Genomic DNA, 21055 nt, shown 5'->3' with positions numbered 1-21055 from the left:
ACATGGGACTTACGAGGCCAATCAACGCATTGATGATCTGTGCTGCATTTGCCTTCATTGGCGCCCTTATCATAGGTGTTCTTCCGTAACCGCCGGAGCGGAAGAACAGCAGCAATAGCCCACAAATTCGAAAGGCCGGGTGTTTCGCCCGGCCTTTTGCATTTCAGATTTCATACCACGATGAAGCTCAGGCGGCGGCGGATCCAGCTGCCTCTGTTTCGTGGGAGCGGATGCCGATCATATGGCAGATGGCAAACACCAGGTCGGCCCGGTTCATGGTGTAGAAATGGAAGTCGCTGACGCCGCGCTCGACGAGATCGAGCACCTGCTCGGCCGCCACGGCAGACGCCACGAGCGCATGCGTCTGCGGATCGTTGTGCAGCCCTTCGAACCGCTCGGCCAGCCATGCCGGCACCAGCGCGCCGCAGCGTGCGGAGAAATTGGCGACCTGGGTGAAATTGTGCACCGGCAGGATGCCGGGCACGATCGGGATGTAGATGCCGGCGCGGCGCGCCTTCTCGACGTAACGCTCGTAGAGATCGTTGTCGAAGAAGAACTGGGTGATCGCCCGCGTCGCGCCATTGTCGGCCTTGCGCTTCAGCATGTCGAAGTCGGTGGCAAAGTCCGGACTTTCCGGATGCTTTTCGGGATAGGCCGAGACCGAGATGTCGAAATCGCCGGCGTCCTTCAGCGCTCCGACAAGTTCGGCGCCATTGGCATAGCCATCGGGATGCGGCCGGTAGGCGGTGCCGACGCCGGCCGCCGGATCGCCACGCAAGGCGACGAAGCGCTTCACGCCCATATCGGCGAATTCGCGGACGACGGCGTCGACCTCATGGCGGGCGGCGTCGACGCAGGTCATGTGAGCCGCCGGCGTCAGCGTCGTCTCGTTCAGGATGCGCTTGATCGTGCGCGCCGTGCGTTCACGCGTCGAGCCGCCGGCGCCATAGGTCACCGAGACGAATCTCGGCTTCAGCGGCTCCAGCCTGGTGACGGTGTCCCAGAGCCTGGCTGCCATCTCGTCGGTCTTCGGCGGGAAGAACTCGAAGGAGACGCGCACCTTGTCGCCGATGTCGGGACGGCGGGAAAAGCGGAACTGGTTCATCAGGCGATTTCCCCCATAGGGTACGCTTTGGTGGGTTGGGTGTCATTTGAAGGCTCGGCCATCAGCATGCGGCGGTCGCGGCCGAGCCACAGCTTGACGGTCAGCCTGGCTTCGTTGCCGCCGCGCGGCTCGAATTCCTGGGCATCCTCGAGATCGAGCCCGGCCTCGGCAAACCATTCGGAGATCTGGCGGTCGGAAAAGCCCAGCCTGACATGCGCATGCTGGTCGCGCAGGAATTCCAGCGCATGCGGCGCGAAGTCGACGATCACCAGCCGGCCCGCCGGACGCAGCAGCCGCGCCGCCTCGCGAATGGCGCGTGCCGGATCGTCGAGATAGTGCAGCACCTGATGGATGGTGACGAGGTCGAAGGCGTCGCGCTCGACCGGCGGCGCGAAAATGTCGCCTTGGCGGACCTGCGCATTGGCGATGCCTGCCTTGTCGAGATTGGCCCGCGCCACCGTCAGCATTTCCCGCGACATGTCGATGCCGACGCCGCGCCGGTAGAGCGGCGAAAATATCTCCAGCAGCCGCCCGGTACCGGTGCCGAGGTCGAGCATCGACTGGAATGGCCGCTTGCCGACCAGCTTGAGGAGTGCGGCTTCCACGGCGCGGTCCGGCACATGCAGCGAGCGGATGTGATCCCAGCTGGCGGCGTTCTCGGAGAAATACTCGGCGGCACGGTCCTGCCGCTTGCGCTTGACCGATGCCAACCGCTCGAGATCGCGCTCGACCTGCGGATCGGCGCCGCGAATGCCGGAGACCAGCCCCATGACGAAGTCGCGCGCGGAATCCGTATCCGACAGCCGGAAGAAGGCCCACGAGCCCTCCTGGTAGCGGCCGATCAACCCGGCCTCCAGCAGCAGCTTCAAATGCCGCGACACCCGCGGTTGCGACTGGCTGAGGATCTCGGTGAGGTCGGACACGGTGAGATCGCCGCGCGACAGCAGCGCCAGGATGCGGAGCCGGCTCGATTCGGCCGCAGCCTTCAACGTATCAACCATCGTATCGAGCGAAACATGCATCGGCGCGTTCTCGTTGAAAAAGATATAAACATATGTTTATGTCAGCTTTGGCGACATGGCAAGGCCTATGTCGCTTCCTGACAAGAAAATGCCGCACACATGATCCCGGCCTGAGAGAACCGCTTTTCCCTGACGATCGGCTGGAAACTTGTGCTAGGGCGAAAGCCATGTTCGAGAAGCGCGACGGCGAAAAGCTCCTGCAGGCCGACCCGGCTGACATGCCGGCGGATGGCCATATCGTGTTCATCGGCCGCATCGCCTCGCCATGGACATCCAGGCAAACCTGCCCAAAGAACATGCGCGCGGCGCGCGAGGCCGGACAGGCGGCCACCGTTCTCATCGACCCACCCTATCGCGACGGCCTGCTTGCGCTGGAGCGGGCCAGCCACATCGTCCTCCTGTCCTGGCTGCATCACGCGCCGCGGGCACTGATTGTCCAGAGACCCCGCCATGCGGCTGAGCCGAAAGGCGTTTTCTCGCTGCGCTCCCCTGCCCGGCCGAACCCAGTCGGGCTGCATATCGCCGGCCTGATCGCCGTCGACATCGACCACGGCCGCATCGCCATCGACGCCATCGATGTGCTCGACGGCACCCCGGTGATCGACATCAAGCCCTATTTCGCCTCGACCGACGCCTTTCCCGAGGCGACCATTGCCGGGCGTGACGAAAAATGAGCGCGCCCACCGGCCGCCGCCGCGCCATCGCCAAGGCGCTGACCGCACTGCTGCCCCTGGCACCCTATGCCGATATGGAGAAAATCCGCACCGAGGCCGGCGCCGTGCACATGAAGACGCTGCCGCCGGGCATCGCGGTCTGGCTGGCGACGATCGCCCATATCAGGCACGGCCATACCGACTATGAAAAGCTGCTGGCCGAGGGCTATGACCGCGACTCGGCGCGGTTCTTCGTCATCGAGCAAACAAACATGGTGCTGACCCGTTGGCGCGCCACGCGCCTGCTCGATGCAGAGGACGAAGAGGAATAACTTCAGCTACCGTCGCTTCAATACGGCAACCGCATTGTAGGGCTGGCCGTCGGCCTGGCCAACCCAGGTCCAGGACAGGTTCCCTTTGAAAAATCGGACGGTGATGCCGCCACCGTCGATGCACTTGTCCTGGCCGTAGCTGATGTTTTCCCGGTATTCCGCCGAACTGTCGTCGCGAGAAATCTGGGTCAACGATCCGCCGCAGCCGAGCGACGGATAGTCGATCGACGCGGCGCCATCGCCGATTGTCATTGCGATCGCCCAATCGGCGCCGGCAGCACCGGCCGGACTTTGATGACCGCTGCCGGTCCAGACGCCGTTGAGCCCCGCCGCGTTGACCACGCAAGGCACGTTCTGAAAGATCGGCGTCAGCTCGCTGCCCGTCTTCTCGCAACGATAGGTCTGGCCGTTCTGGCACAGCGCCTCGCCCTCGCGAGCGCATTGCGCGAAGGCATGGCCAGTGACGAAGACGAGGAAAATTGCAAAGCTGATGGTCCGAAAAGATCTGCCCATTTTGCCCCTCCCGGCCGGATATTTTCAAGCCGGACCATAGGGCATATCGAATGTGCTACCTAGGACAAACAGCGATGGTTGGGTGGCCCTATGCCGCCTGCAGGGGACCACTAGCTTGAATCTGCCGCATCAAGCCGAAGGGACCAATCGCCATGAACCGAAGCGCAGCAGCCGGTAGCATTGTGCCATTGCCGGCTTTGTCGGATCGCCATATCGATCCGCATTCCTATCCCGACGGCATCGCCTTTCTCGATGGTCAGTATCTGCCGATGTCGCAAGCCAAGATCTCGGTGCTGGATTGGGGCTTCCTGCATTCCGACGCCACCTACGACACCGTGCATGTCTGGGACGGGAGCTTCTTCCGACTCGACCTGCATCTCGACCGCTTCTTCGCCGGCTTGCAAGAACTGCGCATGACGATCCCGTCCGACCGCGATGGTGTGGCCGAGATTCTGCACAATTGCGTGGCGCTGTCGGGCCATCGCGCCGCCTATGTCGAAATGCTGTGCACACGCGGCGCCTCGCCGACCTTCAGCCGCGATCCGCGCCAGGCGGTCCACCGCTTCATGGCCTTCGCAGTTCCCTTCGGCTCGGTCGCCAATGCCGAGCAGTTGCGGCGCGGCCTGCATGTCGCCATTAGCGACAAGGTGCGCATTCCGCCGGTCTCGATCGATCCGGCGATCAAGAACTACCACTGGCTCGACCTCGTCCGCGGCCTCTACGACGCTTATGACCGTGGGGCCGAAACCGCATTGATTCTCGACTTCAACGGCAATGTCGCCGAAGGCCCCGGCTTCAACGTGTTCTGCGTCAAGGACGGCAGGCTGTCGACGCCAGCCGCCGGCGTGCTGCCCGGCATCACCAGGCGCACCGTCTTCGACCTCTGCGCCGAGGCAGCGCTTCCCACCACGGCCGTCGACGTCAGCGTTGCCGCGCTGAAGGCTGCCGACGAAGTCTTCATCACTTCCACCGCCGGCGGCATCATGCCGGTGACAGTGATCGACGGCGCTGCTGTCGCCGACGGCAAGATAGGCGGGATCACAAAGCGCTTGATGGCGCTCTACTGGCAAAAGCATGACGACCCGGCCTGGTCGAGCCCGGTGCGCTATCCCTGACCGGCGAAGGTCCTGCTCCACACGATGACGTGACCAAAAAGATTCCCCCTCGCCTCTGGAAAATCGCTCGACGCACCGTATATCGCGGAAGCGGAGAAGCCTCCGCTTCCCAGTTCACGGCCCGCATGGGCAAGGATTCCACGTCATGACAAGCAAGGTTTGGTTCATCACCGGATCGTCGAAAGGTTTTGGCCGAGTCTGGGCCGAGGCCGCACTCGCTCGCGGCGACCGTGTCGCCGCAACCGCGCGCGATGCCGGCACGCTCGCCGATCTCGTCGCGAAATACGGCGATAATGTCGCCGCGATCAAGCTCGACGTCACCGACAAGAAGGCTGTCGATGCGGCCATCGCCGAGGCGCACAAGCGCTTTGGCCGGCTCGACGTCGTCATCAACAATGCCGGCTATGGCCATTTCGGCGCCATCGAGGAAGTCAGCGAACAGGAAGCCCGCGACCAGATCGAGACCAATGTGTTCGGCGCGCTCTGGGTCACCCAGGCGGCTTTGCCGATCATGCGGGCGCAGGGCTCCGGCCATATCATCCAGATCTCGTCGATCGGCGGCGTCAACGCCTTTGCCTCGCTCGGCCTTTACCATGCCTCGAAATGGGCGCTCGAAGCCTTCAGCCAGTCGCTCAGCATCGAGGTCGCCGAATTCGGCATCCATGTGACGCTTGTCGAACCGGGCGGCTTCTCCACCGATTGGTCCGGCGCCTCGGCCAAGGTCTCCAAAGCGATCGAGGCTTACGCGCCGGCCCGCGCCAAGATGGCGGAACGCCGCGCCAACTCGGTCGCCGGCGACCCCGAGGCCACCGGACCGGCGATGCTTGAAATCGTCGACGCGGCCGAGCCGCCGCTGCGCGTCTTCTTCGGCGATGGCGGCCTGCCGATGATCAAGCAGGAATACGCCAACCGCATCGCGCTGTGGGAAAAGTGGACTACGTTTCCGTCGAGGCGCAGGGCGCCAAGAAGAACCGCAAGGCGGCCTGAGCGCGTCTTGAAATCCGGCTGCGTCGCCCCGGCGGCGCAGCCCTTGCCCTAGCCCGGTGCTAGGATCGATAAATCCACTGCTCGGGCACGCGCACCGAGATCTCTTCCCCTGTTGTCATACGACCCGGTTTCTCGACCCAGGCAACGAGGCCGCGCAGCCGTTTCGCCGCCTTCGGGAAGGCCAGCGCGCCGGCCTCCGGATCGGCCATCCCGGCGTTTTCGGCAATCGAACGTCCGGCAAGCCGGCAAGGTCCGTTCTGCGCATCAACCTTGATCGTCACGCCATCTCTGAAGAACAGCAGCGTGCCTGACGGCAGCATCGAGAGATGCGGCACGCCTTCGATCAGCAGATTGGCGCCGATCCATTCCGGCTTGATCTCGGCCAGCCCCATCCGCTCGGCAACGACGCCGAGTTCATTCGCTGCTACGATTGATATCTGCCGCTCGTTGCGGATTTCGGTGCCGCGCGGATACCAGGGTTCGCGACCGCCGGAACGACGGGTGGCGCCGGCGTGGAAGTCGCCGTCGATGCCTTCGAAACCGAGCTGCAATGCTTCCACCGGGCGCGTCTGGAAGTGATTCGACGGTGCGACGTACAAAGCGGCCACTTTGGCGGACAGCTTCCTGGCGGGGATGATGTCGACCGGCTTCTCAGACTCCGGGAAGAGGTCCAGCATGGCTTCGTTCCTTCTGCAGGATGACGTCGCAAATAGCCGTAGCCGTGGGCTCGGGTCCAGTCGAAAGCGATGATGATTCGATCAAACCGGCTGATAGCGTCCATCGGCATCGTCATGAAGGCAAGGCTGGAGGAACGCTTTCTGCGCGGAGAACTCGGCAACGCCTATGACGACTATGCCCGCCGCGTACCGATGCTGGTGCCGTTCATGCCGGCCTGATTACAGCATCCGCAAAAGCGCGCCGCCGATCGAATAGCCGGCGCCGAAGGCGCACAGCACGCCGAAATCGCCGGGCTTCATGTCGGCGTGGTTTTCCGACAGCGCGATGATGGCGCCAGCGCCGGCGGTGTTGCCGAGCCGCTCCAGCACCATCGGCGCGCGGTCATGGTCGACCTCGTGGCCGAAGGCCAGTTTCAGGATCATGGCGTTCATTCGCGCATTGGCCTGATGCAGCCAGAATCGCCTGATGGCTTGCGGCGTCAGCCCGTGTTCGGCGAGGAATTCGACAATGAATTTGTGGCCGGCGACGGTGACTTCCTTGAACACCTTGTTGCCGACCTGTTTGATCAGATTGCCTTCGAGGTTGATCATGTAAGGATCGTCCTGGGCGGTTCGGGTGTGATAGCCCAGATTGGTGCGGATATTGTTCGACATCTGCGTCCAGGTGCGCGTGTCCAGCACCTCGAAACGCCCCGGCCGCCTCTCGCCCTCGCCCAGCCCCTCGACCACCATCGCCACCGATGCATCGCCGAAGATGAAATGCGTCTGCCGGTCGCGGAAATTGAGATGGCCGGTGATGATCTCCGGCGTGACCACCAGCACGCGCTTGTGCGCGCCCGCCCGCACGAGATTGGCCGCAATGTGCAAGGCGGCCGCGGCCGATGAACAACCAAGCCCCATGTCGAAGCCGGCGCCCTTGGTGCCCAGCGCCTCCTGCATTTCGATGGCGATCGCCGGATAGGGCCGTTGCTGGTGCGAGGCCGAGCAGATCACCAGGTCGATGTCGGACGGCTTCAGGCCGGCATGGTCGAGCGCCTTCCGGGCCGCGGCCACTCCAAACTCGGCCTGCAGCGACAGCGCATCATCGGGCCGCGCCGGAATGCGCGGCGCCATGCGGGTCGGATCGAGAATGCCTTCGCGCTCGATCACATGCCGGGTCTGGACGCCCGAGGCATGGACGATGAAGGCGCTGTCGGATTTCTGCAGCAGCGTCTCATCCGTGCCTTGCCGGCGCGCATTCTCCGTGTCGACCCAGGCGTTGAAACTGGCGACCAGTTCTTCATTGGTGATCTTGGCTTCAGGGATTTCAACGCCGATGCCGCTGATGATGACGCGATGCATATCCAGTCCGTCCATGCGCAGGCATTGTCGTTCTCATGTGAACGACGAAGGGGCGCGACACAACACTTTTCTCACCCCGCCGGTTTACGCCGGCTTAAGCCACAGGCTGTGGGCGGATATCCTCGGGTGCAGAGTGCTAGCCGGCCCGCTTGGCGACGATGAAGATACGCGGAAAGCGCAGCAGCACCTTGCCGTTTGCGGTCTTCGGATAGGCCTCGGTGATCTTGGCGGTGTAATTGTCGAGGAATATCTTGCGCTCGCCGGCGTCGAGCGGATCGAGAAACGGCTTCAGCCCCGTCGACTTCACCCATTCGACGATCACCTCGGCGTCGGTCAGCGGATGATTGTAGGCCGTATGCCAGATATCCACCCGGATGGAGAGCGGCGACAAGAGATCATAATAGAACGACACGGCCGGCAGCGGGCCGCGCGCAGCACCTGCCATCTTGGCGGCGAACGGCATTTCGGCGGCCGTCTCGCGCATCAGCCGATGCGACGGCTCAAGCAGATTGTCGGGCATCTGGACGGCGAGCGCGCCACCCGGCGCAAGAAAGCCCATTAGCCGCTGGAAGACTGCCGGATGGGTCGGCAGCCACTGGAACACCGCATTGGCGAAGATGACATTGACCGGCCCGGCCGGCTGCCAGGTCGAGGCATCGGCGAGGTCGAAATTGACGCTGGGCAGGCGCGCCCTCGCCTTTTCGATCATGTCGGGAGAGCTGTCGAAACCGATGACCTCAGCATCCGGCCAGCGCTCGACCAGCAGCTCGGTCGAGTTGCCCGGGCCGCAGCCGATGTCGACCACCCGGCGCGGGAAATCCACCGGCACCTGCGCAACAAGATCGCGCGCGGGCCGCGTGCGCTCATCCTCGAATTTCAGATATTGGGCGGCGGACCAGTCAGGTTTTGCGGCTGTGCTGTTCATCGATAAACCTCACGACGGTTGCCAACCTCCACGACCAGCACGACAAGCCGGCTGTCCTGGAACTGAGTAATGATCCTGTGGTCACCGACACGAAACCGCCAAGCTTCTTCCTTTGTGCCCGTCAGGCGCTTGGCAAGGGCTCTCGGATTGGGATGCGCTGAAACTCTCTGATTCAGGAACTCCAGGATGCGCCGTTGATCTTTCGTCGAAAGCCGTTCGATGTCTTTCTCGGCGCGCGGCGTGAACTCGACACGCCAGGTCATTCAGCGGCAGGCTTCTTGCGACGCTCCTCGGCTTCACGACGTTCGAGCTTCCGGATCACTTCATCCAGCGGAATGCGCACACCGTCATCATCTCTCAGGCGTTCGTCCGCAATTGCGGCGTCGTGCCAATCTTCGATGGCCTCGAGGATCGCTTCGGCTGCAACCTGGTCGGCGGTGCGACCGCTGGCCTTGGCCATTTCGGCCAGCAGTTTCTCGGCTTTTTGCGGCAGTTTGACTGTGATCATGGACGACTCCATCCGATCAATTTAGGTCAAACGCACACCGCCTGCAACGGATCGCCGCAGCCCTACCGCGTCAGCCTCTTGTACGTCATCCTGTGCGGGTTGACGGCTTCGGGGCCGAGACGACGGATCTTGTCCTGCTCGTAGTCCTCGAAATTGCCCTCGAACCATTCGACATGGCTGTCGCCCTCGAAGGCGAGGATGTGGGTGGCCAGACGGTCGAGGAACATACGATCATGCGAGATGATGACAGCGCAGCCGCCGAAATTTTCCAGCGCGTCTTCAAGTGCCGCCAGCGTTTCGGTATCGAGATCGTTGGTCGGTTCGTCGAGCAGCAGAACATTGCCGCCGGTCTTCAGCATTTTTGCCAGATGCACGCGGTTGCGCTGGCCGCCGGAGAGGTTGCCGACCTTCTGCTGCTGGTCGCCGCCCCGGAAGTTGAACGACGCGCAATAGGCGCGCGTGTTGGCCTCGAACTTGCCGAGCTTGACCACTTCGGCGCCGCCGGAGATTTCTTCCCAGACGGTCTTTGACGGATCGAGCGCATCGCGGCTCTGGTCGACATAGCCGAGCTTCACCGTTTCGCCGACGCGCACAGAGCCGGCATCCGGCGTTTCCTGGCCGGTGATCATGCGGAACAGCGTCGTCTTGCCGGCGCCGTTCGGGCCGATGACACCGACGATGCCGCCCGGCGGCAGCTTGAATTCCAGGCCTTCGATCAAAAGCGTGTCGCCAAAGCCCTTGGACAGGCCTTCCGCCTCGATCACCACATTGCCGAGCCGCTCGCCATGCGGAATGACGATCTGCGTATCGCTCGGACGCCGCTTGTCGGCTGCATCCAGCAGGTCCTGGAACGCCTGGATACGCGCCTTGGACTTGGTCTGGCGGGCTTTCGGGCTGGACTGGATCCACTCGCGTTCGCGACCGATGGCGCGCTGGCGGGCGTCGTCCTCGCGACCTTCCTGCTTGAGGCGCTTGGCCTTGGCTTCGAGGTACTTGGTGTAGTTGCCCTCATAGGGGATGCCGCGGCCGCGATCGAGCTCGAGGATCCACCCGGTGACATTGTCGAGGAAGTAGCGATCGTGGGTGATGATCATCACGGCGCCGGGATAGGCGCGCAGATGCTTTTCCAGCCACGCCGTGGTCTCGGCGTCGAGATGGTTGGTCGGTTCGTCGAGCAGCAAGAGGTCGGGCTGACGCAGCAGCAGCTGGCAGAGCGCGACGCGGCGGCGCTCACCGCCCGAAAGCTTGGTGACCTCGGAATCCTTGGGCGGGCAGCCCAGCGCTTCCATCGCCATCTCGACCTGCTGTTCGAGATCCCACAAATTGAGCCGGTCCATCTCGTCCTGGAGCTTGGCGGACTCATCGGCCGTCTCGTCGGAGTAGTTCATCATCAATTCGTTGTAGCGCTCGATGATGGCGGTCTTGGCGGCGACACCTTCCATGATGTTCTCGAACACGGTCTTGTCCGGGTCGAGTGCCGGCTCCTGCGCCAGGTAGCCGACGGTGGCGCCTTCGGCCAGCCAGGCTTCGCCGTTCCACTCCTTGTCGAGCCCGGCCATGATCTTGAGGATCGTCGACTTGCCCGAGCCGTTGGGGCCGAGGATGCCGATCTTGGCGTCGGGATAGAAGGAGAGATGGACATTCTCAAGCACCTTCTTGGTGCCATAGGCCTTGTTGAGGCCGGCCATGTGATAGATGAACTGGCGTGCCACGCGCGCTTTCCTTGATGATTGACCGAAAATGTCGGATTGAATGGAGGTTGGCCGCTATGTAGGCGATGCCGGGCCGAACGGCAATCGCTTTTGCCATTTCAAGCCGGGTGTACACCGCACGTTAAGTTTTCCGCCGGTTGTAGGGAGCGTTGAAATCCCCGGTTAACCCTTCAGCGTCAAAACAGGATCGATCGCTGGCCTGTCGCGATCGAAAGTAGAGATCGGACCGAAGGTAGTGCTGAACAGTTTCCTGCTCCTTGCCGAAGCGGTCGTCTACTTCAGCGTCATGGTCACGCTGTTCCGCTTCAGGGATCGCATCGGCCTCGGCGTCTTCGTCTGCGCGCTGGGCGCCATGCATTTCCTCGAAACCTATCTCGCCAGCGTCTTCTATGTCGCCCTGCCCTTCGGCATGGTCTCGCCAGGCTCGGCGGTGCTGTTTTCCGGCAAGCTGGTGATGCTGCTTCTGCTCTACGTGAAGGAAGATGCGGCCACGGTGCGCCAGCCGATCTATGGCCTTTTGCTCGGCAACGCCTTGATGATCGGGCTGGTCCTGATCCTGCGCCTGCACGATATTTCAGCCCTTTCCGACGGCAAGCTTCCCGATATCGGTTTCATCGACCAGTTGGGCTGGCTGATGGTGTGGGGCACGACGCTGCTCTTCATCGACGCCATCCTGATCATCCTGCTTTACGAAAAGCTCGGGCGTTATCTGCGCAAGGCGCCGTTCTCCCGCATCTTGATTTGCGTCGCCTGCGTGCTCACCTTCGACCAGGCCGGATTTTTCACCGCCCTGCATTTCGTCGCAGGCGCACCGATTGCGGTCTTCTTCGGCGGCTGGTTGGCCAAGATGGGTGCCGCTTTTGCCTACAGCGCCATGCTTGTCGCCTACCTCAGATGGTTCGAAACGCGTCAGGTCGTGGCACCCCGCGGGCTGTCCGACGTCTTCGACACGTTGACCTATCGCGAGCGCTACGAAGCCCTGGTCGAACATGTCGGCCGCGACGGCCTCACCGGCCTGTTGCACAGGGGACGCTTTGACAGCGACGGCGAACGTCTGGTTGCCGTCAGCCTGCGCACGGCCCAACCGCTCAGCCTGCTGATCGTCGACGTCGACCATTTCAAGTCGATCAACGATCGCTTCGGCCATGCCGAGGGCGACAGGGTGCTGAGATCGATCGCCCAGGTGCTGACCCAGGCGGCCGGCGCACACGATCAGGTTTTCAGGATCGGCGGCGAGGAGTTCGCCATCCTTTGCTCGCAGCCGCATGCGGTCGCCAGGTTGCTCGGAGAAAACCTCCGCCAGGCCGTCAAAGCGTGCGTAAACCGGTTCGACATCAGCGTCAGCGCCGGCATCGCCACTGTCGATGAGACCGTAGGCTCGCTTGCCGATCTCTTCGCCCTTGCCGACGAGCGTCTCTACAGGGCCAAGTCCACCGGGCGTGACCGCGTCGTCGGCGAAGCGCATGACGATGCCGAAGACCTAACTGCGTGGACATTGCCCACGCGTGGCGTCAGCGGATAAGGCTGTCAGCTCCGCTTGCGCTGCTGCAACGCGCCGACCGCAACTGAAACGGCTATCAGCGCGATGGCCAGCCATTTCAGCACGGTGATGATCGGACTGGCATCGATGTCATAAGCGATGAACAACAGAATGCCGGGCACCAGCAGGCCGCACATGACCAGCATGATGCGGTTGATCTGCCAAGACACTTTTGCTGCCAGCGCTTCGTCACCGGCTTCGCCGACAAGACCGGCGCGCATCTCCCGAGAGATGGCCAACGCGCTCGACAGGCGCATGGAGATCGGCAAGCCGAGCCCGATTATGAGGAAGGCACACGCCGCCAGCAGAGCCGAGAATTTGAGCGCGCTGGTGTCGGCCGGCACCGGAAACAAAAGTGTCGCCAGCGGCAGGAAGACACAGACGATGCCGAGCGCGGCAATGGCGATGAAGATCGCGGCATTGACCCAAGTGAACAGCTGGTAGCGGCTTGCCCCGATCGGCGCGGCAAGCACGCGCATGCGCGCCCACTCGGCATCGGTATAGGAAAAGCCCGGCCATTCCATGCGGCCGTCTTTAATGGCGGTCATCCCCCTGGCCCAGAAAGCCAGCCGCGCCAGCGCGCCTGATGTCATGCCACTCATCGCCACCCCCGCCGAATGAAACACATCCAGACCATATCACCGCGTCACTGCCAAGCGACAGACGGATATCCTACTGGAACCCGGCCGCATCGACCGAGCCCTTCGGACAGCCCGCCTTGGTCGTCGGCGCCGAGGCGAGCATGAGAGTGCCCAGCGAACTGTCGGGGCCGATCGGGCCGGTCAGGCCGAGCGTCAGCTCGCCGATCAGCCGCCTGCCGCTCGACGGATCGACCAGGCAGGAGACACGCACCCGCGCGCCCGACCCGGCGCCGAAGGCGCTGTCGAAGGCGCTGCGGATCTGGTCCGAAGTCAGCTGCTTGCCGACATTCCTGGTGAAGAGCTCGCGCACCGGCGAGGCATTCACCGCCCGCATCAGGTTCAGCGCCTCGGCAAAATACTCCTGCTGGCTCTTGCCGTAGCAGGTGCCGTGCTTGATCCATTCATGCCGTTCGAGCTTGGAGGCGGTGCCCGGCATAACCTGGTCGAGCTCGGCGCGCGTAGCGGCATCGAGATCGACCGGCGGCAGGTCTGCCCAATGGGCCGGATTGTCATTGGCCTTGTCGCTCGCCGGCACCTGGCAATAGAAATTGCCGTTCGGCTGCGGCCAGAGCCCATGCAATGTGAAATGCGACGCGTCGAAGCCGCCCGCCGTCTGCGCCTGGCATTCGGGCTTGCTCGACTTGGTTTCGCAGAAGGCCGGCTGCCAGCTCAGCGCGAAAACATATTCGGGTTTTCCTGAAGCCGGCGCCGCAGGCTTGCCCTGATCGGCGGGCGCGGCCGGCTGGGCGGCTGCGCTGCCGCCGGTGACATGACCGCAGCTGATCTTGACCCAGCGACGCTCAGGATCGGCGCCCGGCACGCGGATGAGGTAATGCGTCGGCGCATCCTTGTTGCCGGCCAGGAGGTCGTAGCTCTGTCCAGCCGTTGTCGCGATATTGCCGGGGTTCTTGCCGCTCTTGATTGCCTGCGTTGCTGGACAGGCAGCATCGGCCACGAAGGAGCCGCTCATCTTCACATCGGCGCGCGCTAGGCCGACACCGGCCAGCGCCACCAACACCGCACCCCATATCGCCGATATCCGCATTCCAGCACTCCTAGCGTTTCATAGCGCAAGCTAGAAACGTGTGACATGTCAGAATTACGATTTCTTTCGTCCGCCGCAAAAAACAATCGCTCGGTCGATCAGACCCCGCCCTCCTCGACCCGCTTCGTCAACATACGCAGCAGATCAAGCGCGGTCTCAAGCACGCGAGGCTCGATGCCCTCGCTGATGCGGTTGGCCCAGACATGCTGGCGCGTGCCGATATCCCTGATCGCGGCCCGGCCCGCATCGGTCATCGCCAGGAGCTTGGCGCGGCGGTGCGCCGGGTTGTCCGCATAGGCGGCGAGCCCTTCGGCGGCCAGAATGTCGGCAAGGCGCTGCACGCTCTGGCGGGCAAGCCCCATGTGGCGGGCAATGTCGGCAACCGATTTCGGCTCCTTCAGCACCGCGCCCAGAACCTGCCAGCGCGCCGCCGTCAACCCGGCAGGCTCCGCCAGCCGGTCGGCCGCGTCGAGAAACCCGCCATTCAGCCGGAACACGGCAAGCACCAGTTCGGTGAGCACATCTCCGGCTTCGGTCCTGCTTGTCATTTCTGGCCGGCCTCGATGGTGGAAACGAAAGTGTTGACGGCTTCAGCCACCGCCTCCGGCTTGTCAAGCATCACCCAATGGCCGGAACCGGCGACGGTTCTGTGGCCAATTCCGCTGCGCAGCCGAAACAGGGCCGCCGCATTGTCATTGGCCTCCGTGGCCAGCACGAAGATCGGCCCGTGATAGGCGTCGAGCGTCGGTTCGGGATTCCATTCCGCCAGCGCCTTGCCGACGCCTGCCCGAGCCGCCGGATCGACCACCGCCGCATCGGCGATGACCTGTTTGCGGACATCTGGGTTGGAGCCGGCGATCGAGGTGTAATAAGCGCTCAGGACATCGCCGCCGTTTGGCCCCGCCAGATCGCGCACGAACCCGTCGCGAATCTCTTTGGGCAGGGCGCGCGGATCGGTCGCCGGATCGACCAGCAGGATGCCGGCAACACGGTCGGCATGGCCGGCGGCATAGGCGAGCGCGGCCCCACTGCCGCCGCTATGTGCAACGAGGACAAACCGCTTCAGGCCGAACGCATCGGCCACCGCACCAATATCGTCGGCACGGCCGTCATAGCCGTAGTCGGCATCAGCTGCAGGCGCCGATGCGCCATGGCCGCGAAAATCGAAGGCGACCGCCTCACGGCCACCTGCGGTGAGCTGCATCACCCGGTTCCACTGTGTGGCGCGGCTGCAGTCGCCATGCGCGAACAGGATCGGCAGGCCGTCGCCGGATTTGATGTCGTAGCCGGCAAGCTGGCCCTGCGGGCCGGCAATGGTTGAGGTCTTCATGGTCATCTCCCTGGTCTGGCTGGAAGCAATGCCGGGCAGGAGCATTGCGGATGAAAGGCTCGCCAGCAGAAACGCGCGGCGCGAAACGGTCGAAACGGTTTTCATACTCATGTTCCCGATGTAATTTGACAGTATGCTGTCATATAACCAAATTGACAGCAAGCTGTCAATAGTGACCCCGGCTGATTTCGACCTCCCCTTGACGTCGGTCCCGCCGTCGCCCAACAGTCGCCGAGGAGCGAGACATGGCATTTGACAAGCAGACGACGCTGGCCTCTCCGACCGGGGCCACGCTCAACCTCTATGTGAAGCACGCGGGGGGCTCTCCACGCGCGGTAGTCCAGGTCAATCACGGCCTGGCCGAACATGCGGCGCGCTATGCCCGCTTCGCCGATTACCTCAGCACCCGCGGCTTTCATGTCTACGTCCACGACCATCGCGGCCATGGCGCGACCAAGGCGCCCGATGCCCCGCTCGGCAGGTTCGCCGGCACAGGCGGCCCGGCCAAGGTGATCGCCGATGTCGATGCCGTCCACGATTTGATCGCAAGGGAGCAGCCCGGCCTGCCGGTCATCCTGTTCGGCCATTCGATGGGTGCGTCGGTGGCGCTCAACTACCTGCTGGCGCACTCGCCGCGCGTCCACGCCGCGGCGATCTGGAACGGCAATTTCTCACAAGGCTTGCTCGGCCGGCTTGCGCTCGCCATCCTCGCTTATGAGCGCTTCAGGCTCGGCTCCGATGTCCCCTCACGCGTCTTGCCCAAACTGACCTTCCAGGCCTGGGGCAAGGCGGTGCCCAACCACAAGACGCCGTTCGACTGGCTGTCGCGCGACGAGGCTGAAGTGGCCAAGTACATTGCCGACCCGCTGTGCGGCTGGGATGCCTCGATCTCGATGTGGCGCGATGTCGTGGAGATGGCGCAGAAAGGCGGCAAGGATGCGGGCTTTGCCGGCATCAGGCGCGACCTGCCCGTCAGCATCGTCGGCGGCGAGAAGGATCCGGCCTCCGACTATGGCAAGGGCATCGACCATCTCGCCAAGCGCATGCGTGCGATGGGCTTTTCGAATCTGGTTTCAAAGGTTTACGCCGACACCCGCCACGAAAGCTTGAACGAGGTGAACCGCGATGTCGTCATGGACGATTTCGCTGCCTGGGCCGATAGCGTGCTCAAACGCTGACATCGCTGGCCCACAGCAAGGCCCGTGACAGCGGCATCCCGGGTTGATAGAGGCTGCGGTTCCGACCCGTTTTTGGTGATTTATGGCTGAACCTCCGCTGAAAGGCGTCCGCGTCGTCGAACTCGCCCGCATCCTGGCCGGCCCCTGGGCAGGACAATTGCTGGCCGATCTCGGCGCCGATGTCATCAAGGTCGAGAGCCCCGATGGCGGCGACGATACCCGCAAATGGGGTCCTCCCTTCGTCATGAGCCATGATGGCGAGAACCTGTCGGCCGCCTATTACCACTCCTGCAATCGCGGCAAGCGCTCCATCGCCGTCGATTTCTCGACGCCCGAAGGGGCCGAGACGGTGCGCCGGCTGGTTGCCACGGCCGACATTCTGATCGAGAACTTCAAGCTCGGCGGCCTCAAGAAATACGGGCTCGATTACGAGAGCCTGAAGGCGATCAATCCAAAGCTCGTCTACTGCTCGATCACCGGCTTCGGCCAGGATGGGCCTTACGCACCCCGCGCCGGCTATGATTTCATCATCCAGGCCATGGCCGGCATGATGTCGATCACCGGCGAGGTCGGGCGCGAGCCGCAAAAAGCCGGCGTCGCCATATCGGACATCTTCACCGGCCTCTATTCGGTGATCGCCATCCAGGCAGCGCTTCGCCATGCCGAAAAGACCGGCCAGGGACAGCATATCGACATGGCGCTGTTCGACACGCAGATTTCCGCACTCGGCAACCAGAACCTCAACTATCTCGTCTCCGGCAAGGCGCCGGTGCAGATGGGCAATGCGCATATGAACATTGCGCCCTATGAGGTTGTCCCGGTCAGGGACGGCCATATCATCCTGGCGGTCGGCAATGACGGCCAGTTCGCCAAATTCTGCGCCGCCGTCGGACTCGACCATCTCTCAGCGAATCCCGATTTCGCCACCAATCCGGCCCGCGTCGCCAACCGGGTGAAATTGCGCGAGCACATGATCGAGACGCTGAAGAACTGGGACCGAGACCCGTTGCTGGCCAAGCTCGAAGCGGCAAGCGTGCCGGCGAGCCCGATCAACAATATCGGCCAGATGTTTGCCGACCCGCAGACGATCGCACGCGGCATGCGCCTCGACCTCGACGATGGCCATGGCAATCGTCTGCCCTCGGTGCGCGCGCCGATGGTGATGTCCGGCACACCGCTGGTCTATGAACGCCCTTCGCCACGCCTTGGCGAACATACCGAAGAAATTCTTGCCGAACTGGAGAAGTCTGGACGATGAAGACCGGTGGACAACTGATTGTCGACGCACTCGAGGCGAACGGCACCGACCGCATCTTCTGCGTGCCCGGCGAATCCTATCTCGCGGTGCTCGACGCATTGCATGACTCGCCCATCCGCACCATTGTCTGCCGACAGGAAGGCGGCGCCGCCATGATGGCCGACTGCCAGGGGCGGCTGACCGGCCAGCCCGGCATCTGCTTCGTCACCCGCGGCCCCGGCGCCACCAATGCGTCGGCCGGCATTCACATTGCCATGCAGGATTCGATACCCGTCATCCTGTTCATCGGCCAGGTCGCCAGCCACGCCAAGGAGCGCGAGGCTTTCCAGGAGGTCAACTACAAGCGCTTCTTCGGCGACATCGCCAAATGGGTGGTGGAGATCGACGATGCCGCGCGCATCCCCGAACTCGTCACCCGCGCCTTTGCTGTCGCGACATCGGGCCGCCCCGGCCCCGTCGTCGTCTCGCTGCCGGAGGACATGCTGACCAGTCTTGTCGACGCGCCCGCGGCCTTGCCGCACACGCCGGTCGAAACCCGGCCCGGCGAAGCCGAACTCGATGCTTTGGAAAAGCTTCTGGCCAAAGCCAAGCGTCCCTTCGTCATCCTCGGCGGCACACGCTGGGACGAGGAAGCGGTGGCACGTATGCGCACCATTGCCGAGGCCTGGTCGCTGCCGGTCGGCTGCTCCTTCCGCCGCCAGATGCTGTTCGACCATCTGCACCCGAACTATGCCGGCGATGTCGGCATCGGCATCAACCCGACGCTGGCCACCGCCATCAAGCAGGCCGACCTGGTGCTGCTGATCGGCGGCCGCATGGGCGAGATGCCGTCCTCCGACTACACGTTGCTGAAAAGCCCCTATCCCGACCAGACGCTGGTCCATGTCCATGCCGATGCCGGCGAACTCGGCCGTGTCTACCGGCCGACCCTGGCGATCAACGCTGCGCCGTCAGCCTTCGTCGAAGCCTTCGCCAAGCGCAAGCCAGCCTCCGCGCCAGCCTGGGCGGATGAGACAGCGAAAGCACACGCTGCCTACCTCGACTGGTCGACGCCTCCTGAGACCGGCCCCGGCACGGTCCAGATGGGACCGATCATGAATTACCTGGAAAAGGTTCTGCCCGACGACGCCATTTTCACCAACGGCGCCGGCAATTACGCCACCTGGCTGCACCGCTTCCACCGCTTTCGCCGCTTCGCCACGCAGGGCGCGCCGACCTCCGGTTCGATGGGTTATGGCACGCCGGCCGCGGTTGCCGCCAAGGCGCTCCATCCCGACCGCACCGTGATCGCCTTTGCCGGCGACGGCTGCTTCCTGATGAACGGACAGGAATTCGCTACCGCCGTGCAATACGACCTGCCGATCATCGTTATCGTCGTGAACAACGGCATCTACGGCACCATCCGCATGCACCAGGAGCGCGACTATCCCGGCCGTGTCGTCGCCACCGATCTGAAGAACCCTGACTTTGCCGCTCTTGCCCGCGCCTATGGCGGCCACGGCGAGACGGTCGAGAACACGGCAGATTTTGCCCCTGCCTTCGAGCGTGCCCGCGCCAGCGGCAAGCCGGCGATCGTCGAAATCAGGCTCGACCCCGAGGCGATCACGCCGACGCGGACGATGACGCAGATCCGCGACAAGAGCTGAGAAGTTAGCAGCTAAAGCCGAGTTCCGTCACACCCCCCTCTGTCCTGCCGAACTGTCCGGCAGGCCAGAGGGGGGTGGTCCCGCCGACGCTGCCAAGGCGATCGCCCCTTTCCTGATATCTACAAGCGAGCTATCAGACCGCTGCCAGCGCCTGCGTCAGGTCGGCGATAAGATCGTCCGGATGCTCGACGCCGATCGACAGCCTGACCGTGGTCTCCAGCACGCCGATGCGCTGGCGCACGTCGAAGGGAATGCCGGAGTGCGTCATCGCCGCCGGGTGGCTGGCGAGTGACTCCGTGCCGCCAAGGCTCACCGCCAGCTTGAATATTTGCAGCCCGTTGAGAAAGGCGAAGGCCGCCTTCTCTCCGCCCTTGATATCGAAAGAAAATGTCGACCCGGCGCCGCTGCATTGCGCCTTGTAGGCCCGTCCCGCTGCCGTATCCTCGCCCAGGAACGGCAGGTAATGCACCTTCTCGACCTTGGCGTGATCGCGCAGGAATTCGGCCACGAGCCGCGCATTGTCGTTGGCGCGCTCCATGCGGATGGACAGCGTCTCCAGCGAGCGGCCGAGCATCCAGCAGGAATGCGGGTCGAGTTGCGTGCCGATGGCGCCGCGCAGCGCCTTGATCGGCTTGGTCACCGCCTTGCTGCCCATCGCCGCACCGGCGATCAGGTCGGAATGGCCGCCGACATATTTGGTCAGCGAATAGACGGAGACATCGGCGCCATGTTCGATCGGCCGCTGGAACACCGGGCCGAGCAGCGTGTTGTCGCAGACGATGATCGGCGTTGATCCTTGGCTTGCGCCGATCTCGTCGGCAAACTTCCGGATCAGTGCGATGTCGACCAGGCTGTTGGTCGGATTTGACGGCGTTTCGATGAGAATGACCGAGACACGCCCCTTCGCCACCGCTGCATCAGCAGCGGCCCGCACCGCCTTCTCGTCGACGCCGTCGGCGAAGCCGACAGCGCCGATGCCGAAGCCGGACAGCGTGCGCGTCAAAAGCGTCTCAGTGCCGCCGTAAAGCGGCTGCGAATGCAAGATGACATCGCCCGGGCGGGCATAGGCGAGCAGCGTCGTGGCGATCGCCGACATGCCCGACGAGAACAGGATGCAGGCGTCCGTTCCCTCATAGACCGCCAGCCGGTCCTCGACGATCTCCGAGTTGGGATGGTTGAAGCGCGAATAGACCAGGCCGGACGCCGTGCCGCTCGGCGGCTCCTTGCGGCCGGATGTGTAGTCGAAGAAGTCGCGCCCCTCCTCCGCCGATTTGAACACGAAGGTCGAGGTCAGGAACACCGGCGGCTTGACGGCGCCTTCCGACAGTTGCGGATCGAAGCCATAGCTCAACATCAACGTTTCCGGATGGAGCTTGTGGTTGCCGATGTGGGTTTTCGACGGGCGCGGCGCGGTCATGGCTTTTCCTGCGTTCTAGAGGAGTCTCGTCCAGCAATTTATGCGATCCCGGTCCACCAGTCCTTGCTATTTTCGGCCTCGCATGGCTGCATCCCGGCAACAAATTGCCG

The 21055-nt window shown here is 63.4% G+C and carries 22 protein-coding genes and 1 pseudogene; 9 read left to right on the top strand and 14 right to left on the bottom strand.

What is annotated here, in order from left to right; all coding sequences use genetic code 11:
- Window positions 1-187 precede the first annotated feature (187 nt).
- The gene (gene metF, locus X751_RS152745; protein ID WP_023744586.1) at window positions 188-1105 is read right to left on the bottom strand and encodes a methylenetetrahydrofolate reductase [NAD(P)H]; all 918 of its coding nucleotides are present in this window, start codon (window positions 1103-1105) and stop codon (window positions 188-190) included.
- Window positions 1105-2127, bottom strand: coding sequence for a metalloregulator ArsR/SmtB family transcription factor (locus tag X751_RS152750; RefSeq protein WP_023688015.1), 1023 nt, complete (start codon window positions 2125-2127; stop codon window positions 1105-1107). Before X751_RS152750 ends, metF begins: the two co-directional genes overlap by 1 nt.
- A 167-nt stretch (window positions 2128-2294) precedes the next feature.
- Between X751_RS152750 and tsaA the strand changes: the two genes are divergently transcribed.
- Window positions 2295-2801: a tRNA (N6-threonylcarbamoyladenosine(37)-N6)-methyltransferase TrmO gene (gene tsaA / locus X751_RS152755; protein ID WP_023744585.1), complete on the top strand. Its 507-nt coding sequence runs from the start codon at window positions 2295-2297 to the stop codon at window positions 2799-2801.
- The gene (locus tag X751_RS152760; protein ID WP_023668245.1) at window positions 2798-3112 is read left to right on the top strand and encodes a DUF2293 domain-containing protein; all 315 of its coding nucleotides are present in this window, start codon (window positions 2798-2800) and stop codon (window positions 3110-3112) included. Before tsaA ends, X751_RS152760 begins: the two co-directional genes overlap by 4 nt.
- A gap of 6 nt (window positions 3113-3118) precedes the next feature.
- Here the strand turns inward: X751_RS152760 and X751_RS152765 are convergent, their stop codons facing one another.
- Window positions 3119-3625, bottom strand: a complete 507-nt coding sequence (locus X751_RS152765) for a hypothetical protein (protein ID WP_023682159.1) — start codon at window positions 3623-3625, stop codon at window positions 3119-3121.
- 152 nt (window positions 3626-3777) lie between these two features.
- On the opposite strand from X751_RS152765, the gene X751_RS152770 reads away from it, so the two are divergent.
- On the top strand, window positions 3778-4740 hold the full coding sequence (locus X751_RS152770; RefSeq protein ID WP_023744584.1) for an aminotransferase class IV: 963 nt from the start codon (window positions 3778-3780) through the stop codon (window positions 4738-4740).
- Window positions 4741-4885: 145 nt separating this feature from the next.
- Window positions 4886-5727: pseudogene (locus X751_RS01000000163760) on the top strand (SDR family oxidoreductase).
- A gap of 59 nt (window positions 5728-5786) precedes the next feature.
- On the opposite strand, the gene X751_RS152775 reads toward X751_RS01000000163760, so the two are convergent.
- Window positions 5787-6404, bottom strand: a complete 618-nt coding sequence (locus X751_RS152775; protein WP_023705568.1) for a molybdenum cofactor sulfurase — start codon at window positions 6402-6404, stop codon at window positions 5787-5789.
- Window positions 6405-6473: 69 nt separating this feature from the next.
- On the opposite strand from X751_RS152775, the gene X751_RS1000000166945 reads away from it, so the two are divergent.
- On the top strand, window positions 6474-6623 hold the full coding sequence (locus X751_RS1000000166945; RefSeq protein ID WP_023705569.1) for a hypothetical protein: 150 nt from the start codon (window positions 6474-6476) through the stop codon (window positions 6621-6623).
- Here the strand turns inward: X751_RS1000000166945 and X751_RS152780 are convergent, their stop codons facing one another.
- The 5 genes from X751_RS152780 to ettA form a co-directional block, all read right to left on the bottom strand.
- Window positions 6624-7745, bottom strand: a complete 1122-nt coding sequence (locus X751_RS152780; protein WP_023668239.1) for a beta-ketoacyl-ACP synthase III — start codon at window positions 7743-7745, stop codon at window positions 6624-6626.
- A gap of 136 nt (window positions 7746-7881) precedes the next feature.
- The gene (tam, locus tag X751_RS152785) at window positions 7882-8670 is read right to left on the bottom strand and encodes a trans-aconitate 2-methyltransferase (protein ID WP_023744583.1); all 789 of its coding nucleotides are present in this window, start codon (window positions 8668-8670) and stop codon (window positions 7882-7884) included.
- Window positions 8667-8933, bottom strand: a complete 267-nt coding sequence (locus tag X751_RS152790) for a type II toxin-antitoxin system RelE/ParE family toxin (RefSeq protein ID WP_023668237.1) — start codon at window positions 8931-8933, stop codon at window positions 8667-8669. Before X751_RS152790 ends, tam begins: the two co-directional genes overlap by 4 nt.
- The gene (locus tag X751_RS152795) at window positions 8930-9178 is read right to left on the bottom strand and encodes a DUF6290 family protein (RefSeq protein WP_023668236.1); all 249 of its coding nucleotides are present in this window, start codon (window positions 9176-9178) and stop codon (window positions 8930-8932) included. Before X751_RS152795 ends, X751_RS152790 begins: the two co-directional genes overlap by 4 nt.
- Window positions 9179-9240: 62 nt before the next feature.
- Window positions 9241-10890: an energy-dependent translational throttle protein EttA gene (gene ettA, locus X751_RS152800; RefSeq protein ID WP_023744582.1), complete on the bottom strand. Its 1650-nt coding sequence runs from the start codon at window positions 10888-10890 to the stop codon at window positions 9241-9243.
- 235 nt (window positions 10891-11125) lie between these two features.
- Here ettA and X751_RS152805 point away from each other — a divergent pair, with 235 nt between their 5' ends.
- On the top strand, window positions 11126-12412 hold the full coding sequence (locus X751_RS152805; protein ID WP_023744581.1) for a GGDEF domain-containing protein: 1287 nt from the start codon (window positions 11126-11128) through the stop codon (window positions 12410-12412).
- Window positions 12413-12417: 5 nt separating this feature from the next.
- Here X751_RS152805 and X751_RS152810 read toward each other — a convergent pair whose 3' ends face one another.
- The 4 genes from X751_RS152810 to X751_RS1000000164755 form a co-directional block, all read right to left on the bottom strand.
- A complete protein-coding gene (locus X751_RS152810) occupies window positions 12418-13032 on the bottom strand; it encodes a hypothetical protein (protein ID WP_031194875.1) in 615 nt (204 codons plus the stop codon).
- Window positions 13033-13102: 70 nt separating this feature from the next.
- Window positions 13103-14116 carry a ribonuclease gene (locus X751_RS152815; RefSeq protein ID WP_023735981.1) on the bottom strand — a complete coding sequence of 338 codons (1014 nt, stop codon included), beginning with the start codon at window positions 14114-14116 and terminating at the stop codon, window positions 13103-13105.
- A 98-nt stretch (window positions 14117-14214) separates the two neighbouring features.
- Window positions 14215-14664 (bottom strand): MarR family transcriptional regulator, encoded by a 450-nt coding sequence (locus tag X751_RS152820; protein WP_023714791.1) that lies wholly within the window; start codon window positions 14662-14664, stop codon window positions 14215-14217.
- Window positions 14661-15551, bottom strand: coding sequence for an alpha/beta hydrolase (locus tag X751_RS1000000164755; RefSeq protein ID WP_023735982.1), 891 nt, complete (start codon window positions 15549-15551; stop codon window positions 14661-14663). The genes X751_RS152820 and X751_RS1000000164755 overlap by 4 nt, the downstream gene beginning before the upstream one ends.
- Before the next feature lie 140 nt (window positions 15552-15691).
- On the opposite strand from X751_RS1000000164755, the gene X751_RS152825 reads away from it, so the two are divergent.
- The 3 genes from X751_RS152825 (at window position 15692) to X751_RS152835 (ending at window position 19528) form a co-directional block, all read left to right on the top strand.
- Complete coding sequence (locus X751_RS152825) at window positions 15692-16624, top strand: alpha/beta hydrolase (RefSeq protein WP_023735983.1); 933 nt, start codon at window positions 15692-15694, stop codon at window positions 16622-16624.
- An 82-nt stretch (window positions 16625-16706) separates the two neighbouring features.
- On the top strand, window positions 16707-17882 hold the full coding sequence (locus X751_RS152830; protein WP_023668227.1) for a CaiB/BaiF CoA-transferase family protein: 1176 nt from the start codon (window positions 16707-16709) through the stop codon (window positions 17880-17882).
- Window positions 17879-19528 (top strand): thiamine pyrophosphate-binding protein, encoded by a 1650-nt coding sequence (locus X751_RS152835; RefSeq protein ID WP_023735984.1) that lies wholly within the window; start codon window positions 17879-17881, stop codon window positions 19526-19528. The genes X751_RS152830 and X751_RS152835 overlap by 4 nt, the downstream gene beginning before the upstream one ends.
- 133 nt (window positions 19529-19661) lie before the next feature.
- Here X751_RS152835 and X751_RS152840 read toward each other — a convergent pair whose 3' ends face one another.
- Window positions 19662-20945, bottom strand: a complete 1284-nt coding sequence (locus X751_RS152840) for a cystathionine gamma-synthase family protein (RefSeq protein WP_023688001.1) — start codon at window positions 20943-20945, stop codon at window positions 19662-19664.
- Window positions 20946-21055: the final 110 nt, after the last annotated feature.

The organism is Mesorhizobium sp. LNJC394B00 (assembly GCF_000502555.1).
Lineage (GTDB): Bacteria > Pseudomonadota > Alphaproteobacteria > Rhizobiales > Rhizobiaceae > Mesorhizobium.
The sequence above is the reverse complement of the archived record's forward strand: the minus strand, read 5'-3'. Positions and strand labels throughout refer to the sequence as shown.

Excerpts from the sequence above, each read along its gene's own strand:
- X751_RS152765 (WP_023682159.1), bottom strand. The coding sequence starts at position 3,625 with ATGGGCAGATCTTTTCGGACCATCAGCTTTGCAATTTTCCTCGTCTTC.
- metF (WP_023744586.1), bottom strand. The coding sequence starts at position 1,105 with ATGAACCAGTTCCGCTTTTCCCGCCGTCCCGACATCGGCGACAAGGTG.
- X751_RS152775 (WP_023705568.1), bottom strand. The coding sequence starts at position 6,404 with ATGCTGGACCTCTTCCCGGAGTCTGAGAAGCCGGTCGACATCATCCCC.
- X751_RS152840 (WP_023688001.1), bottom strand. The coding sequence starts at position 20,945 with ATGACCGCGCCGCGCCCGTCGAAAACCCACATCGGCAACCACAAGCTC.
- X751_RS152770 (WP_023744584.1), top strand. The coding sequence starts at position 3,778 with ATGAACCGAAGCGCAGCAGCCGGTAGCATTGTGCCATTGCCGGCTTTG.
- X751_RS1000000166945 (WP_023705569.1), top strand. The coding sequence starts at position 6,474 with ATGATGATTCGATCAAACCGGCTGATAGCGTCCATCGGCATCGTCATG.
- tsaA (WP_023744585.1), top strand. The coding sequence starts at position 2,295 with ATGTTCGAGAAGCGCGACGGCGAAAAGCTCCTGCAGGCCGACCCGGCT.
- X751_RS1000000164755 (WP_023735982.1), bottom strand. The coding sequence starts at position 15,551 with ATGAAAACCGTTTCGACCGTTTCGCGCCGCGCGTTTCTGCTGGCGAGC.
- X751_RS152820 (WP_023714791.1), bottom strand. The coding sequence starts at position 14,664 with ATGACAAGCAGGACCGAAGCCGGAGATGTGCTCACCGAACTGGTGCTT.
- X751_RS152790 (WP_023668237.1), bottom strand. The coding sequence starts at position 8,933 with ATGACCTGGCGTGTCGAGTTCACGCCGCGCGCCGAGAAAGACATCGAA.
- X751_RS152750 (WP_023688015.1), bottom strand. The coding sequence starts at position 2,127 with ATGCATGTTTCGCTCGATACGATGGTTGATACGTTGAAGGCTGCGGCC.
- X751_RS152795 (WP_023668236.1), bottom strand. The coding sequence starts at position 9,178 with ATGATCACAGTCAAACTGCCGCAAAAAGCCGAGAAACTGCTGGCCGAA.
- X751_RS152810 (WP_031194875.1), bottom strand. The coding sequence starts at position 13,032 with ATGAGTGGCATGACATCAGGCGCGCTGGCGCGGCTGGCTTTCTGGGCC.
- tam (WP_023744583.1), bottom strand. The coding sequence starts at position 8,670 with ATGAACAGCACAGCCGCAAAACCTGACTGGTCCGCCGCCCAATATCTG.
- X751_RS152760 (WP_023668245.1), top strand. The coding sequence starts at position 2,798 with ATGAGCGCGCCCACCGGCCGCCGCCGCGCCATCGCCAAGGCGCTGACC.
- X751_RS152835 (WP_023735984.1), top strand. The coding sequence starts at position 17,879 with ATGAAGACCGGTGGACAACTGATTGTCGACGCACTCGAGGCGAACGGC.
- X751_RS152815 (WP_023735981.1), bottom strand. The coding sequence starts at position 14,116 with ATGCGGATATCGGCGATATGGGGTGCGGTGTTGGTGGCGCTGGCCGGT.
- X751_RS152825 (WP_023735983.1), top strand. The coding sequence starts at position 15,692 with ATGGCATTTGACAAGCAGACGACGCTGGCCTCTCCGACCGGGGCCACG.
- X751_RS152830 (WP_023668227.1), top strand. The coding sequence starts at position 16,707 with ATGGCTGAACCTCCGCTGAAAGGCGTCCGCGTCGTCGAACTCGCCCGC.
- X751_RS152780 (WP_023668239.1), bottom strand. The coding sequence starts at position 7,745 with ATGCATCGCGTCATCATCAGCGGCATCGGCGTTGAAATCCCTGAAGCC.